General features: G+C 36.9%; 15 protein-coding genes. 10 read left to right on the top strand and 5 right to left on the bottom strand.

Features of this window, described 5'->3' with window-relative positions; all coding sequences use genetic code 11:
* The first annotated feature begins 120 nt into the window (after positions 1-120).
* Positions 121-885 carry a formate/nitrite transporter family protein gene (locus ACQKTA_RS05885; protein ID WP_427813104.1) on the top strand — a complete coding sequence of 255 codons (765 nt, stop codon included), beginning with the start codon at positions 121-123 and terminating at the stop codon, positions 883-885.
* 29 nt (positions 886-914) lie between these two features.
* Here the strand turns inward: ACQKTA_RS05885 and ACQKTA_RS05880 are convergent, their stop codons facing one another.
* On the bottom strand, positions 915-2,822 hold the full coding sequence (locus ACQKTA_RS05880) for a M13 family metallopeptidase (protein WP_427813103.1): 1,908 nt from the start codon (positions 2,820-2,822) through the stop codon (positions 915-917).
* A 187-nt stretch (positions 2,823-3,009) separates the two neighbouring features.
* On the opposite strand from ACQKTA_RS05880, the gene ACQKTA_RS05875 reads away from it, so the two are divergent.
* The 6 genes from ACQKTA_RS05875 to ACQKTA_RS05850 all read left to right on the top strand — a co-directional run bounded on the left by ACQKTA_RS05875 (position 3,010) and on the right by ACQKTA_RS05850 (position 7,905).
* Positions 3,010-3,570, top strand: a complete 561-nt coding sequence (locus ACQKTA_RS05875; protein WP_427813102.1) for a hypothetical protein — start codon at positions 3,010-3,012, stop codon at positions 3,568-3,570.
* Positions 3,571-3,678: 108 nt separating this feature from the next.
* The gene (locus ACQKTA_RS05870; RefSeq protein WP_427813101.1) at positions 3,679-4,650 is read left to right on the top strand and encodes a ribose-phosphate diphosphokinase; all 972 of its coding nucleotides are present in this window, start codon (positions 3,679-3,681) and stop codon (positions 4,648-4,650) included.
* 140 nt (positions 4,651-4,790) lie between these two features.
* Positions 4,791-5,936, top strand: a complete 1,146-nt coding sequence (locus tag ACQKTA_RS05865; protein ID WP_427813100.1) for a cysteine desulfurase family protein — start codon at positions 4,791-4,793, stop codon at positions 5,934-5,936.
* A gap of 63 nt (positions 5,937-5,999) precedes the next feature.
* Positions 6,000-6,347, top strand: coding sequence for a DUF1831 domain-containing protein (locus ACQKTA_RS05860; RefSeq protein WP_332580896.1), 348 nt, complete (start codon positions 6,000-6,002; stop codon positions 6,345-6,347).
* A gap of 222 nt (positions 6,348-6,569) precedes the next feature.
* The gene (locus tag ACQKTA_RS05855) at positions 6,570-7,208 is read left to right on the top strand and encodes a hypothetical protein (protein WP_332580895.1); all 639 of its coding nucleotides are present in this window, start codon (positions 6,570-6,572) and stop codon (positions 7,206-7,208) included.
* 91 nt (positions 7,209-7,299) lie between these two features.
* Positions 7,300-7,905 (top strand): metallophosphoesterase, encoded by a 606-nt coding sequence (locus tag ACQKTA_RS05850; RefSeq protein WP_427813098.1) that lies wholly within the window; start codon positions 7,300-7,302, stop codon positions 7,903-7,905.
* A 41-nt stretch (positions 7,906-7,946) separates the two neighbouring features.
* Here the strand turns inward: ACQKTA_RS05850 and ACQKTA_RS05845 are convergent, their stop codons facing one another.
* Positions 7,947-9,320: a DUF5808 domain-containing protein gene (locus ACQKTA_RS05845; RefSeq protein WP_427813097.1), complete on the bottom strand. Its 1,374-nt coding sequence runs from the start codon at positions 9,318-9,320 to the stop codon at positions 7,947-7,949.
* Positions 9,320-9,694: a GntR family transcriptional regulator gene (locus ACQKTA_RS05840; protein WP_427813096.1), complete on the bottom strand. Its 375-nt coding sequence runs from the start codon at positions 9,692-9,694 to the stop codon at positions 9,320-9,322. The genes ACQKTA_RS05845 and ACQKTA_RS05840 overlap by 1 nt, the downstream gene beginning before the upstream one ends.
* Before the next feature lie 181 nt (positions 9,695-9,875).
* Here ACQKTA_RS05840 and mnmA point away from each other — a divergent pair, with 181 nt between their 5' ends.
* Positions 9,876-10,994 (top strand): tRNA 2-thiouridine(34) synthase MnmA, encoded by a 1,119-nt coding sequence (mnmA, locus tag ACQKTA_RS05835; protein WP_427813095.1) that lies wholly within the window; start codon positions 9,876-9,878, stop codon positions 10,992-10,994.
* Between the two features lie 76 nt (positions 10,995-11,070).
* Here the strand turns inward: mnmA and ACQKTA_RS05830 are convergent, their stop codons facing one another.
* Positions 11,071-11,319 (bottom strand): hypothetical protein, encoded by a 249-nt coding sequence (locus ACQKTA_RS05830; RefSeq protein ID WP_332580890.1) that lies wholly within the window; start codon positions 11,317-11,319, stop codon positions 11,071-11,073.
* A gap of 59 nt (positions 11,320-11,378) precedes the next feature.
* Positions 11,379-12,632: a multidrug efflux MFS transporter gene (locus ACQKTA_RS05825; protein ID WP_427813094.1), complete on the bottom strand. Its 1,254-nt coding sequence runs from the start codon at positions 12,630-12,632 to the stop codon at positions 11,379-11,381.
* A gap of 239 nt (positions 12,633-12,871) precedes the next feature.
* Between ACQKTA_RS05825 and ACQKTA_RS05820 the strand changes: the two genes are divergently transcribed.
* Both ACQKTA_RS05820 and ACQKTA_RS05815 read left to right on the top strand, forming a co-directional pair.
* Complete coding sequence (locus ACQKTA_RS05820) at positions 12,872-13,243, top strand: DUF1033 family protein (protein WP_427813093.1); 372 nt, start codon at positions 12,872-12,874, stop codon at positions 13,241-13,243.
* A complete protein-coding gene (locus ACQKTA_RS05815; protein WP_332580888.1) occupies positions 13,182-15,257 on the top strand; it encodes a DNA topoisomerase III in 2,076 nt (691 codons plus the stop codon). Before ACQKTA_RS05820 ends, ACQKTA_RS05815 begins: the two co-directional genes overlap by 62 nt.
* Positions 15,258-15,283 lie beyond the last annotated feature (26 nt).

Here is a 15,283-nt window from a genome sequence, read left to right as displayed (position 1 = left end):
CAATCTTTTGATTTTACTGAATAAAAACAAACGTTTCTTTAAAAAAGTTCTTTCTTGTTTGTGAAAAAAATAGTAAGATAAAACAACAAAAAGAAAACGATTTAAGAAAGTGGGAGTTTGATGTATACGCCAAGTGAAACAGCAGTTATTTGTGAGCAAAAAGGAATCGAAAAAGTTAAAAAAAATCTAGTTGCTAAGTTATTATTAGGTTTTATCGGTGGTGCAATGATCTCACTAGGCTACATCGCTTATATGAAAATCGTAGCAACCACACCAGAAGAATTAAGTTTCTTAGGAACACTTCTAGGAGCATCTGTTTTTCCGATTGGGTTGATTGTTATTTTGTTAGCTGGAGGAGAATTAGTTACCGGAAATATGGTGGCGGTTTCTTTAGCGTGGTTAAATAAAAAAATTAGGTTGAAAGATGTATTAGAAAACTGGTTGGTAATTACACTAGCTAATTTTGTAGGAGCACTATTCGTTGCATTTTTCTTTGGACATATCGTTGGACTGACTTCAAAGGGTGTTTTTTTACACGAAATGCTAGTAGTCAGTGATGCAAAAACAGCAGCTACTCCAATTGAAGCATTTGTTTCTGGGATCGGCTGTAATTGGTTCGTTGGATTAGGTGTGTGGTTAAGTTACGGCTGTAAAGATTCCATGGGTAAAATTGCAGGTATCTGGTTTCCAATCATGATATTTGTTTTATTAGGATTTCAGCATAGCGTTGCTAATATGTTTGTTTTATCAGATGCGATGATTGAGGGGCATTTAGGTATGGGAGCATTTTTTGCAAATATTATCCCTGTTTACTTAGGCAATATTGTTGGTGGAGTTGGTTTCGTGGCCTTTCCATATTTCATGTCTTATCAAAAAGGACATTAAAAAAGCTTCCTGATTAGGAAGCTTTTTTTTTACCAAATTTGAACACGTTTTTCTGGTGCTAAAAACATGGGATCTTCTGGTTGTATGTCAAAGGTTTGATAAAAATCTGCTAAATTTTTAACTTGAACATTTGCGCGTAATTTATTTGGAGCATGAACATCAACCGATAGTAATAATTGAGTATATTCTTGGCGGGCTTTCATACGCCAAATCGTTGCCCAATTGATAAAGAAACCGGCTAAGTCAACTTCAGAATCTTTTTTTGCAGCTTCTAAAGCACAGCTTAAACCACCAGCATCGGCGATGTTTTCAGAAACTGTTAATTTCCCATTTACTTTTCCGCCAGCAATTTCTAAACCATCGAATTCAGCAATCATTTGATCTGCTAGTGTTTGAAAATGATTTTGGTCGGCTTCTGTCCACCAATTATTTAGATTGCCGTATTCATCAAAAAGAGCACCATTGTTGTCAAAAGCATGAGAAATTTCATGTGCGATCACTGCACCAATTCCACCGAAGTTTTGGCTACTTGATTGGTCCAAACTGTAAAAAGGTGCTTGCAAAATAGCAGCTGGAAAAACAATGATATTTCTGAATGGGTGGTAATAAGCATTTACGGTATCGGCACTCATCTCCCATTCGTCTCGTTCGACTGGTTGATTCCATTTTGAAAAATTATCTTTACGTTTCAATTGGCTGAATTGTAAAGCATTGCTAAGTAGTGTGCCGCCAGCTTCAGCAGGTGTTACTTTGAATTGTGTATAGATTGTTGGGATTTTTTCTGGGTAACCAACGTGGACCCCAAGTGTGCTTAATTTTAAAATCGCTTTTTCGCGCGTTGCTTGGCTGAGCCAATTATTATTGCTCAAACGGTCTTGATAAACGGCGATCATTTGTTGGACCATTTGTTCTACATCATTTTTCGCTTTTTCGCCGAAATATTTTTTTCCATAGTAATCGCCGACGATTTGATCAAAACGACCAGCCGCTAAGTAGTAGGCAGCTTTTTCTTTAGGGCGTGCTTCAGGTGCTCCAGATAGGGCTCGACTGTATATGCCACCAGTTTGGCGGAACTCTTCACTAAGGTAACCCGTCAGTGCGTTGGCCGTCATAACGAGCATCCAGCTTTTTAATTTCGGAAAGACTTCGGGGTTTACTAACTCATCAAGCTGTGTAAAAAATTCTGGTTCAGTAACAATAATTTTTTCAGGTAATTCACCGATGATTTCGATGAGCAACTGTTTTAAGTCAAGTTGTGTACTGTGTTGGGCAAACGCTTCACCACTTTCAGGGTTATACATTTTACTGTAGTCCGCATTTTCTTCCGCACTTTTGACATGAGGGGCTAAAAGCTGATCGTATTCTAAAGCCTCATCTGTAATTTTTTCTGCTTGTGTTGAATCGTAGCCTGCTAAAGTAAATAATTTGATCGTCATTTCTTTGAAAATCGCTAATAACTGCGGAGCTTGGGGATGATCTTTTTGATAGTAAGTTTTATCCGGTAAAATCAGTCCAGGCGCAGCAGCAAATAGTGCATTGATTTTTGTATTTTTCATATCTGCATCAACATCGATTCCAAACGGTAATGGCAAGCCTGCGAGTAGCCAATCAGCTAATTGATCGTTCAAATCGGTTAGATTGGCTAATGAAGCTACTTTTTCTAATAAAGGAAGAAGCGGTGCTGCACCATCTTGATCACGTTTTTCATAATCATTAGCTAAGTTGAAATAAGCAATGTACTCACGCATTAAATGATTGGGAATCGTAGACGGATAGTCACTCATTTTTTTAGTCTCTGTGATCAATAGATCATCGATGTCATCGACTAAATCTTGAAATCCGCCGGTAGCCGGTTTATCAGCCGGAATCTCAGCTTGTTCGATCCACTCGCCGTTGACGGCTTCGTATAAATCTTTTTTGATTAATGCTTTGTTCATAAAGTGACAACTCCTTATACTTTCTTATTCTTTCTATAATATCATAAATCATTTATTCAACGACTCCTAGAAAAGACACTTTGCACCAATTTTTTCAGTTAAAATTGTTAACACATCCTGAAGCATAGAGCATGAAATAATTCTAAAATATGGTATAACTATATAAAATGATGGGGTGAAAAAATAAATGACGTATGCATTTGATCAATGGATAGAACTAGATTCATTTGAGAACTATCGTAATTGGAAAACGCCAAGAGGTTTTCTGTATGGGACATATGCCAGCAGTGTGCTTTTAGCTTATTGGTACGATAAGATCGATCCGCGTTGCTTACCGCAAAATAGTCGGAAAAAAGATGATCCAAAGTCGGAGCAAATAGTTGAACAACTACAACGTTGGGTACAACCGATTGATCTGCCGACGGTTTCCTTACAACTCACGCTCGGGTTGAATCATTTTTTCCGCTATTATAAAATTCCTTATCGTGCAAGACAGACATTAGTTGGCAGTTGGCAACGAGTAACCAAACGAATCTTAAATGGTGAACCGGTGATGATCGGATTGATGTATCTACGCGGCAGTACCTACAAAAATCATTGGTTCGTGGTGCATGGGTTCATGGAAACAGCTAATGGCGAAAGATTTTATAAGGTGCATGATAACTGGGGGAATAATGAGGCGATCATTCCCGCTAAATGGGGAAATGGTACGATTTCTTTGGTGTTTCAAAATGAAACAGCTTACTAAATAAAGACTTAATTAGACTTTTCCGCATCTTTATTAATGAAAAGTAAAATTCATAATAAATAGCAAAAAATATGTTAAAATGATATTACCAAAAGATGGAGGGTCACCATGTCTGAAGAAAGTAATGCAAAGTTTAAAATTTTTAGTCTTAACGGCAATCGTCCGTTAGCTGAAAAAATCGCCGATGTTTGCGGCGTATCGTTAGGAAAAAGTACAGTCAAACAATTTAGTGATGGAGAAATTTCGATCAATTTAGAAGAAACTGTTCGAGGATTTGATGTTTATTTAGTCCAATCAACAAACGAGCCAGTCAATGATGCTTATTTAGAGTTGATGATCATGATTGATGCATTGAAACGTGCAAGTGCGAAATCAATCAATGTGGTCTTACCATATTATGCGTATGCAAGACAAGATCGTACGGCTAAACCACATGAACCGATCACTGCTAAATTGATTGCTAATCTACTTTCAAATGCAGGCGCAACACGAGTATTGACACTTGATCTACACACTGTCCAAGTTCAAGGATTCTTTGATATTCCAGTGGATAATTTATTTACAATGCCATTGTTCGCACATTATTACCGTCGCCGCGGAATGGTTGGAGATGATTATGTTGTCGTTTCTCCTAAAAACAGTGGCGTCCAACGTGCTCGCAGCTTAGCGGAATATTTAGATGCAGCAATCGCAATCATTGATGTTGCAGATGAAACAGATCCTGAATCAGGGTATGTCATTGGTGACGTAGAAGGCCGTTGCTGTATCATGGTCGATGATATCTTGAATACTGGTGAAGTATTCTCAAATGCAGCGAAGACATTGAAGAAAGCTGGAGCAAAAGAAATCGTTGCTTGTGCTTCACACGGTTTATTGTCTCCACCGGCTAAAGCCAATTTAGATGCCGCAGACATTAAAGATATCTGTATCACAGATTCAGTATCTACAGCTCCTGAACGTCATCCTGAAAATCTATCGATTATCAGTTGTGCCGAATTAATGGGTGAAGCGGTCAAACGTATACATTCTGAAAAATCAGTGAGTCCATTATTTACAATGGAACGAAAAGATTATAAATAAAAGGGCAGCAATGCCCTTTTTGCTACTAAAAAATTAATCATTAGTAAAAAAATTATTCTTGCTAAACTCTACCATTTAGCTTTATTGATGAAAAAGCAGAAAATTTTGAGAGCTCAGCGTACAGAAAGGTTCGAGAATTTGTGGAAAATATTTATTTAGATCATGCAGCGACAACACCGATGCATCCAGAAGTGATTAAAGCGATGACCGACGTGATGAATGAAACCTTTGGTAATCCATCAAGTGTTCACTCTTTTGGTCGACAAGCAGCTGGAAAGTTAGAAATGGCACGAGAAGTTATTGGAAAAAGTCTAGGCGTGAAATATCATGAAATTATTTTCAACAGTGGAGGAACCGAAGGCGATAACACTGCGATTATAGGAACAGCTTTGGCACGAAAAAATGAAGGACGTCATTTGATTACAACACAAATCGAACATCCTGCGGTACTCAATACGATGAAGTATCTAGAAACACAAGGATTTGAAGTAACGTATTTGCCTGTTGATAATCAAGGAAATCTTTCAATGGTTGATTTTGAGGCTAGTTTGCGTCCAGATACGATTTTAGTTTCTATTATGTATGGAAACAATGAAATTGGTAATCTGATGCCAATCAAAGAAATCGGCGAATGCTTAAAAAATCATCCAGCCTACTTCCATACAGATGCCGTTCAAGCCTATGGTAATCAATTTATTCGTCCTCATGAACTAGGAGTGGATCTTTTAAGTATTTCTGCGCATAAAATCAATGGACCTAAAGGTGTAGGCTTTTTGTTTAAGAGCGACGCAGTCCATATTGATTCATTATTACGTGGCGGAGAACAAGAAGAAAAACGTCGTGCAGGGACTGAAAACTTGGCTGGAATCTGCGGATTGGCTAAGGCCGTTGAGTTATTGACAGAAGAAGAACGTGAGAAACGCAATCAGCTTTATGATCAATTTACGACAAAGGTTTTATCAGCATTAGATACTGAAGCAATCGACTATCATGTGAATGGTGATTTAGCTAATAAATTACCGCATGTTTTGAATCTGCGATTTACTGGGATCATCAATGACCTATTATTAATGAAATTAGATCTGCGCGGTATTGCTGTTTCTACAGGATCTGCTTGTACTGCTGGAACGATCGATCCTTCGCATGTATTGGAAGCTTTATATGGAAAAGACGCAAAGGAAGTTAAAGAATCCGTTCGAGTAAGTTTTGGGTATGGAAATACTATTGAGCAAGTCGATTATTTTATCGAGCAGTTAATCACGAGTTTGAAAGAACTAACAAAGTAGATTGAAATGCACGATCGTACCCACTATAATTAAGAATGAAAGAATAATTGATGAGGTGAGTAGATGGCATTTACGAAGCAAGCAACAATTAAAGGGGCAAAATACAATTATGTATTAGCACCAACGGCTAAAAGATACACTTTACGTGATAATGGCTTTACTGAGACCAGTTCAGGCAATTTTCAATTGGTTCGTCCATTACAATCAACACCCCAAAGTAAAGAAGGTTTCAAATTAAAAATTACCGTTGCAAAAGATCTAGGTACATTTAAAATGTCTGTTACAACAGCAAATGGTTTGAAAACAGTCGATATTTTTAAAGATAGTCAACAAGAAATGATTCAAGAAAAATTCTACTATTTAATGGATGGTATGATTGATCGCGGATTATTTGTTAAAGAAGAAATTTAAGCAGCTACGGGTCTTATCGATAGATGGTTTTCATCGGTAAGGCCCGTTTTAATTGGTTAAAAAATCACTGACGAATCGAGTTTATAGGCAAGGTATAGTTTTTGATCTTATTTTTACTAATCTGCTCATTTTTTTTAAATATTTTTAACCCTTTACAATTCCATGTGTCAGAGAATGTGGTAAACTAATAATAAGAAAATTGTTAGAAATGAAGGTGAGAAGTTGGTTCGCAAGATTCAAACAATAACGCACAATAAAATTATTTCTAATTTCCGGGTCTTGTCAGGACTGACGATCTCAATTGAAGATTGTGCCTATTTAACAAAGCAATTCCAAAATTACGGAGTCGATGATTATTATATTAGTGACTATCAAGGAAATAGCTATTTAACACGTTATGTCGATTATTTTATCGATTCAATTCCTTGCTGGACGTATAAAAGAAAATATCTTGTGCCTTTAATTTTTCGTGATACGCCAGATACTCAAAAAATGTTTCAAGATGATTATCGTTGGCATGCTTTTTTTGTCTTATTAGATTGGTATTTAAAGTATTCGCCAGAAAAAGTCATTATTGAAACGACGAAGGATAAATTTAAGGTGATCGATACAGCATTTCTAACATTTCGTTTATGGGAAATCTGTGATGGTGCCGCCTTTCCGATTGCTAATTTGAATAATTTATCTGAATTCGAAAAATGGAATCAAGCCTCTCATTTGATTGATACGGGTCGTTCATTTAAACAAACTCGTGAATTTGATGCAACTAAAGTTGAGGATCTGACTCAATTGGAAGCCGTTATTTCGATCATTAAAATGAAATACCAAGCTATTTTATTAAAACAAGGTTACCAAGTCTGATTGGTAGCCTTTTTGATTACCATTGGGGGCTTTTTTTGGTGAACGATGGTAGAATAAAACCAACAATCAAAATAAATGGCAGGTGATCTTGATGAAATATTTTATATCTGATACACATTTTTTCCATGAGAATCTTTTAGGCGAAAATGAATTTGCTCCACGTTTATTCGATACGGTGGAAGAGATGAATCAACAGATGATTACTGCTTGGAATGATGTTGTCAGCGATAAAGATACAGTTTATCATTTGGGAGATATTGCGATGCATCCTAAATACGATCGTGGCTCTGCGGAAGTCTTAGCACAATTGCTCCAATTAAATGGAAAAATTATTTTTATCAAAGGCAATCATGATTCGCGTGCCTTTTTTAAATATTTAGCTGCTCATGACCCGAAATTAGTGAATGGAGAATCTAAGTTTGAATTCAATGATGTTGGCGTGATCGTAAAGTTTAACCATCATCAATATTATTTGACCCATTATCCAATGTTATTAGGGAAAACGGTAAATATCCGTAATCTACATGGACATATTCATAATTATAGTATGCCGATTGCCGAAGATATTAATGTTGGGGTAGATGCGCCAGAAAGAAAATTTTTAAAAACGCCGTTACCATTTGGAACGCCAATTTCTGAAAATTTGATTGATGAGATCGCAGCGTATAAAGAAACTGAAATTCAAAGACTAAAATAAGCATAATAAAAAGCGCCAGCAAAATTTGCTGACGCTTTTTATTATTGAGCTTGAAGATTCTTGAATAGTATCTTAGTTTCAGCAGAATCTTTATTTGTATAATAATAATCACGGTCTTCGGTTACGATTTTTAAGATGGGTTTTGATTGATAGTCGACCAATAATGAAGTCGATTTTCCATTAAGTTTAAAATTACCCAGTGCGTAATCAGCTGTTTCCAAACCATTTATTTTGATAATATTTTGCGGGATCTGATCGATTAATTGCACCTCTTTGATTTGATCATAAGTAATTTTTTGTTGTTGAGTCAAAGGCCCATCTAAAATCAATTGTTTTTTGGACATTTCATAGGTTAACGGATCGGGGTGATAATCCAATGTGTATAAGGGAATCACTGTGACTAACATCGCACCAATCAGCAGAATCGGAAGCAGTGCAAGAAAAATTTTACCCAGCGGTTTTCCTAAATTGATTGTGATATTCATGCCGATTCGATCAGGTATCATTAGGCGAGAATCTTCGGGATTCAAATACATACCATAACGCCAATAGTAGTCATCACCAGCATAACGAAAACTATTCGACTGGGCTAAGACTTGATCTTGTTTCTTGCGTAAGCGCAATAGCCACCATAACGTTAGGGCACAAAATAATAAAATCAATAAAAACTCTAGTATTGTAAGGAATACGAAAAAGTTAGTATTCGTAGTCATAGTCAGCAAAGGAAGATAAATAATCAATACGATCGCCAAACTTGAGAGGATCATATAAGCAGACCAATAAAATTTAGTCAGATCATTGTATAGACGATTGACGTGTGAATCATCAGTCAACGCACGAACAGGTAAGTGACTAATCGAGCGCCAAATCAATACAAATAAACAAAGTAAAAGTAATCCAATCACCAATAAAAGCCACGCCATACTCTGTAAACTACTTGCTTGGAGAATAAAAGTAAAAATAAATAGGCAGCCAAAAGCAGGGACAAAATACCAAATTGGAACTAATTTACGGTTTTTCTCAACAACTAATTTTGTATCTACTCGAATAGGTTGTTCTGCCAGCTGCCAATGATTGTCAACGATCAATTGATGACCTTTGCGAATATAGCGAAGCTGTAATAAGTAACTAGCACCGATCGAAAAATATAATAGGATGAAAAAGAGCAACATAAAAATGGATTCTTTCATGGGTATCAGTAAAATAAGATCTAAGAGTGATAGGATACCAGCTAACTGAAATTGTCTTTTTCGATAACTTTTACGAAAAAGAACAACTTGGGGATCATTCAAACGATCGGTTGGAAAAGTATTTTCTATGATTACTTGTTTATGCGGCTTAGCGGCCAAGGATGTGGTAAACGCGATAACTAAATTACAAAAAATTAAAATGACTAAAATCATAGTTGAAAACATCAAATATCCTCCTCTCTAAAGCTAGTTAAAATCGTTTTGATTTTTTCCTGAATCATGTGTTCATCTAAATCCGTCAAAGAAAGTTCTGCCAATAATAAAGTCAGATTCTTTTCATAATTCTTTTTAAGTTTTACCGGTAATGGAGCAACTAAAGTTCCTCTTCTACGATCGGTAATCAAATAACCTTCTTCGCGTAATTGCTGATAACCTTTTGAGACAGTCATCGTATTGACACCTAATTCGTCGGCGAATTGTCGAACAGTGGGGAGCTGCTCATCCGGTTTCAGTTCACCGCGTGCAATGCCGATAATGATTTGATTCCTCAATTGCAAATAGATTGGTTCTTCAGAATGTGGATCAATTTCTAGAATCATTTAATCGCCTACTTTGTATTGCTTATATTAATACAAATAATACAAAAGAGCAAATAAAAATAATTATGAAGAATTATCTATCGAAAATTTAAGATTTATGTTGTATAATTCGTTTTACTGAAAAGTTGCGACCTTCAAATCGTAGAATTTTCGGAATCTATTTTGAAATGATGGTGATACTGTGTCTAACAGCAACACACGAGTCGTCGTAGGAATGAGCGGCGGCGTCGATTCATCTGTAACTGCATTGTTATTAAAGGAACAAGGTTATGATGTGGTCGGCATTTTTATGAAAAATTGGGACGACACTGACGAAAACGGTGTTTGTACCGCAACAGAAGATTATAAGGACGTAGCGAAAGTCGCTGCGCAAATCGGAATTCCTTATTATTCTGTCAACTTCGAAAAGGAATATTGGGATCGTGTATTTGAATATTTCTTAGCCGAATATCGGGCAGGACGGACACCAAATCCTGACGTAATGTGTAACAAAGAAATCAAATTCAAAGCTTTCTTAGACTATGCCATGGAATTAGGAGCAGATTATGTAGCGACTGGTCACTATGCCCAAGTTGAAAAAGATGCGAATGGTGTCGTGCATATGCTGCGCGGTGTCGATAATAATAAAGACCAAACGTATTTCTTAAGCCAATTGTCACAAGAACAATTAGCAAAAACAATGTTCCCACTTGGCGGGATGCAAAAACCTGAAGTTCGAGCAATTGCTGAACGTGCTGGTTTAGCTACGGCAAAGAAAAAAGATTCTACTGGTGTATGTTTTATCGGTGAAAAGAATTTCAAACAATTTTTGAGTAACTACCTACCAGCTAAAAAAGGTAAAATGGTTACTTTAGATGGGGAAGAAAAGGGCGACCATGATGGTTTGATGTATTATACAATTGGTCAACGTCAAGGATTAGGTATTGGCGGCGGCGGTAAAACACAAGAACCATGGTTTGTTGTTGGTAAAGATCTATCAACGAATACATTATACGTAGGCCAAGGATTCCATCACGAAGCATTGTATGCTACAAGTTTAGATGCTAGTGAAATCCACTTCACTACCAATGAAACAAAACCAAAAGAATTTAAATGTATCGCAAAATTCCGTTATCGCCAACAAGACTTGCCTGTAACGGTTCGTCTATTAGACGGTGATCGTGCCGAGGTCATTTTTGATGAACCTGTTCGTGCGATTACACCAGGTCAAGCTGTTGTCTTTTATGATGGTATGGAATGTTTAGGTGGCGGGTTGATCGACCATGCTTACCAAGAAACAAAAGAATTACAATATATCTAAATAAAAATGAGACTCCCTGATTTAGGAAGTCTCATTTTTATTTAAAAAAGCCAGTCAAGAATGACTGGCTTTTTTCTTATGCAAGGCTTTGAGCAAAATGAGCCATTGCGACTTTTACTTCGTTTAATTTTTCAGGTTTGATTAATGGAAATAGACTTTCTTGGAGCTTTTTGAAATCACCAAGACTTAAAGCATCTGTTTCTTGGTCAGCAAAACTTTTGACCAAAATTTCTTTTGCCTCATTTTCTTTTCCTTCAATCGTATTGTTAAGGAAAAAGTCTAAAAATTTTAATTGTCCGTCTAACATATTGTTCACTTCTTTCATTAGAATCATCCACTAGTATAAGAGTTTGTCTGAAAAGATGCCATTGATACGACTTGCGATTAATGAATTTGTTGTATTTTTTGTTGTTTTTTCTTTTCGACAATTTCTTTTGTATTACGATGTACGAGTAAATAATTTACTAACACCAATGCTGAGGTCGAAATAAAGACCCCGCGATAACCAAAAATAGAAGAAACACTTGAACCAATCATCGGTCCGACGACATTTCCGGCAGCTTGGAACGATTGATTATAACTGAAAAATCTACCAGCAGCATTTTGTGGTGAGTATTTTGTAATCAGCGTTTGGACAGCTGGTAAAAGACAAGCGTCTGAGATTCCGACTAAAAAGCGTAATGCAGCTAGTTGCCACACATTAGTAACGATTGACATCGGTAAAAAGACGAGCATCGCAAAAATCAAACCAATCCCTAAGATTTTTTCACTACCGATCCGATCCCCTAGACGACCAAAGCGCGGTGCAGCGATCAAAGTAGCGATACCAGGAATCGAAGCAATGATTCCACTGATTAAAGTGATATTTCCATGATTATGCATTAACTGGCGAATGTATAAACTAATGATCGGGCTGATTGAATTGTTAGAGGCCTGAATAATCAATGTAGTGACAAACATACCAATAACGACATGTGGATATTTTAAATTTTGGAAAATTTCTTTTGCAGGAAGCATATCTTTCTTTTCAACAGGAGTAAATTCTTCGTGGACAAACAATAGACTAAGTAAGAAGACTAAAAACAGGATACTACCAGTGATAAAAAATGTTGGGCGGTAACCAACGATTGAAGCGATCACGCCACCTACTAAGGGTCCTAATAAGTTTCCGGTCACAGCACCAGTTGCCAATGTACCTAAAACTTGTCCGCTTTTTTCACGAGGCGTGCCAGTAGCGACTAAAGCAGTTGCGTTGCTGATATAACCAGAAAAAACACCTTGCAGTAAACGTAAACCAATCAATTGATAAACATTAGTTACAAGCCCCATCAGACTGATCACAATCGCCATTCCTAAAGAAGCTCGCAACAACATTAATTTCCGACCTTTTTGGTCAGCTAAGCGCCCCCAGAGAGGTGAAACGATGGCAGTGATCAGAAAAGTAGAAGAAAATGTGATCCCACTCCAAAAATTCAATTGCTGGTTAGAATAATTACCCAACGAATCAATGTATAAAGACATGAACGGCATCACTAAACTAAAACCAATCCCCGCCATGAATGTACCAAACCATAAAACAATCAGATTTTTTTGCCAAGTCTGACGAGGTTGAAATAATGCATTTTTGATTTTACTCAAAATAATAAAGGCCTTCTTTCACTAATATTCAATTTTAAAAACCGTTGTACATTATAACGCTATTTTCCAGTATGTAAAATCAGCAACCGTTGTGATAAGATATAATTAAGAAAAAAGCAACTTTTTCAGAAAATTTGAAGAAAATTATTTTTTTCCTTGAAATCATGCAATTTTGAAACATTTTCCTTGAATTTTTATTTCATCGTCCCTATGATTGAGATGGAAAGAAGGGTAGCAGAATGTATCAAGTAATTATGATGTACGGCGATAATGAACCATGGTGGTTTTTCGAAGACTGGCAACGAGACATCCAAACGACTGCGACTTTCGATGATTTAGAAGCAGCTGTTGCTTATTATGAATATCAATGGAACGAACTAAAAAACAAAAATACATACAGTAATGCGAAACACAATTACTTAAGCGCGTTTTGGACTGAAGAAGATGAACGCTGGTGTGAAGAGTGTGATGACTATTTACAACAATATTGGGGTATCGCATTATTAAAGAATGGTCAACCACTTCCGGTTGAAAGCAGAAAGGAATTTTATGAAACAGCTAATTATAGCGGAAAAGCCAAGTGTTGCAAGAGACTTGAGCAAGGTGCTTAACGCTACGCAAAAAAATAAAAATTATTTTGAAGGACCCAATGTTGTCGTGACTTGGGCCCTTGGTCATTTATTGGGTTTAAAAATGCCCGAAGACCTTAACAAAGAATGGCAAAGTTGGCAGATGGAGACATTGCCGATGATTCCTAAAACGATTGGGATCAAACCTTTACCAAAAACTAGAGGACAATTAAAATCGATCCAACAACTTGCCAAACGAAACGATATTTCAGAAGCAGTCATTGCTACTGATGCCGGACGTGAAGGCGAATTGGTCGCGCGCTGGATCTTAGAATACGTGCGCTTTAATAAACCGGTCAAACGCTTATGGATTTCTTCTCAAACAACTAAAGCAATCAATGATGGATTTAAAAAATTGAAACCAGCTAAAGAATATGACAATCTTTATTATTCGGCTTTGGCTCGGGCAAAAGCCGACTGGTTGGTCGGATTGAATGTCACACGGGCATTAACAGTTAAATATGAAGATAGTCTATCAGCGGGACGCGTCCAAACACCGACGTTAGCTATGGTTCGTCAGCAAGAAAAGAAAATCGAATCATTCCGTCCACAAAGCTATTTTGTGATCTCGCTTGAAGCGGAAGGCCAAAAAGCGAAACTAAATCAAAAAAATCCGTATAGTATTGCTGAAAGAGAAGCTGCCGAAAAACTTGTTCAAGCGTTATCGCAACAAAAAGGGACTGTCACAGAAATAGTGACAAAAGAAAAAACAGAGCCAGCACCGTTACCGTATGATCTAACAGAGATTCAACGTGAAGCGAATGCACGGTATCAATTTTCTGCCAAAAAAACATTGTCGCTTGTCCAAAGTCTTTACGAAACACATAAAATCGTGACGTATCCTCGAACGGACAGTAAATATTTAACAAATGATATGAAAGCTACGATGAAGGAACGGTTGCAAGCAATCAGTGATTTTGCACCAGAAGTAAAAACCTATATCAAAAATGGCGGACAAGTCAAACAGACACGTGTCTTCCAAGACAATAAAGTAACGGACCATCATGCGTTGATCCCCACAGAACAACGTCCAAGATTTGAAAAATTATCCTCTGACGAACAACGTATCTATAATATGATCGTGACTCGTTTCCTAGGATTATTTGCAGACGCGCATAAAGAAAGCCAACAAAAAGTAACTGTCACGTTCCAAAAAGAAACATTTACTTTCCGTCAAAATAAAGTTTTAGTGGCTGGTTGGAAAATGGTTGAAGAAGCTAAAAAATCTACTCAATGGACAGAAGGTATGAAAATCGTACCAGCTTTTACAATTGAAAAAGCGTTAACGACTCCGCCAAAACCGTTGAATGAAGGAACTCTTTTGGCTCAGATGGAAAAACATAGTTTAGGTACGCCTGCTACGCGCGCTGAAATCATTGAAAAACTAATCAAATCAGAGTTGATGGAACGAACAACGACAGGATTACTCGTTTCACCAAAGGGCAAGCAGTTATTAGAATTGGTCAATCCCTCATTAGTAACACCTGAGTTAACGGAAAAATGGGAAAAACAACTAGAAGCAATTGCGGCTGGTAAGTATAGCAGCAAACAATTTTTACAAGAGATCGAAGCGGATACGAAAAAATTAGTCAGCGAAGTGAAACATAGCGATAAGAAGTATCAAGATTTCTCGATCACAGCGAAAAAATGTCCTGAATGCGGCGAGCCATTAAGAGAAAAAAATACACGCGATGGAAAAATCTATATTTGTACGAATCCTGAATGTAGTTATCGTCGTCGTAAAGATCCGAAAGTTTCAAATCACCGTTGTCCTCAATGTCACCGTAAAATGGAAATCATTGATGGCAAAAACGGCTCATATTTCCGTTGTAAATATGATGGAACGACAGAAAAAATGTTAGATAAAAAAGAGCGTTCGAAAAAAATGTCAAAACATGAAGAACGTCGCTTATTAAAAAAAGTCAATGACCAAGAAGAGCCACAAGAAAGTCCATTGGCAGCGGCCTTAAAAGCTGCAATGGAAAATCAGCAATAATCTTAAACCCCTCCAAACATGTCTGT

Source organism: Enterococcus sp. 22-H-5-01 (genome assembly GCF_050310005.1).
GTDB classification, from domain to species: domain Bacteria; phylum Bacillota; class Bacilli; order Lactobacillales; family Enterococcaceae; genus Enterococcus_A; species Enterococcus_A hailinensis.
The sequence above is the reverse complement of the archived record's forward strand: the minus strand, read 5'-3'. Positions and strand labels throughout refer to the sequence as shown.

Coding starts and splice junctions, on each gene's coding strand:
- ACQKTA_RS05885 (WP_427813104.1), top strand. CDS start 121: ATGTATACGCCAAGTGAAACAGCAGTTATTTGTGAGCAAAAAGGAATC.
- ACQKTA_RS05820 (WP_427813093.1), top strand. CDS start 12,872: ATGTATCAAGTAATTATGATGTACGGCGATAATGAACCATGGTGGTTT.
- ACQKTA_RS05870 (WP_427813101.1), top strand. CDS start 3,679: ATGTCTGAAGAAAGTAATGCAAAGTTTAAAATTTTTAGTCTTAACGGC.
- ACQKTA_RS05860 (WP_332580896.1), top strand. CDS start 6,000: ATGGCATTTACGAAGCAAGCAACAATTAAAGGGGCAAAATACAATTAT.
- ACQKTA_RS05850 (WP_427813098.1), top strand. CDS start 7,300: ATGAAATATTTTATATCTGATACACATTTTTTCCATGAGAATCTTTTA.
- ACQKTA_RS05880 (WP_427813103.1), bottom strand. CDS start 2,822: ATGAACAAAGCATTAATCAAAAAAGATTTATACGAAGCCGTCAACGGC.
- ACQKTA_RS05815 (WP_332580888.1), top strand. CDS start 13,182: ATGAAACAGCTAATTATAGCGGAAAAGCCAAGTGTTGCAAGAGACTTG.
- ACQKTA_RS05845 (WP_427813097.1), bottom strand. CDS start 9,320: ATGTTTTCAACTATGATTTTAGTCATTTTAATTTTTTGTAATTTAGTT.
- ACQKTA_RS05875 (WP_427813102.1), top strand. CDS start 3,010: ATGACGTATGCATTTGATCAATGGATAGAACTAGATTCATTTGAGAAC.
- ACQKTA_RS05830 (WP_332580890.1), bottom strand. CDS start 11,319: ATGAAAGAAGTGAACAATATGTTAGACGGACAATTAAAATTTTTAGAC.
- ACQKTA_RS05840 (WP_427813096.1), bottom strand. CDS start 9,694: ATGATTCTAGAAATTGATCCACATTCTGAAGAACCAATCTATTTGCAA.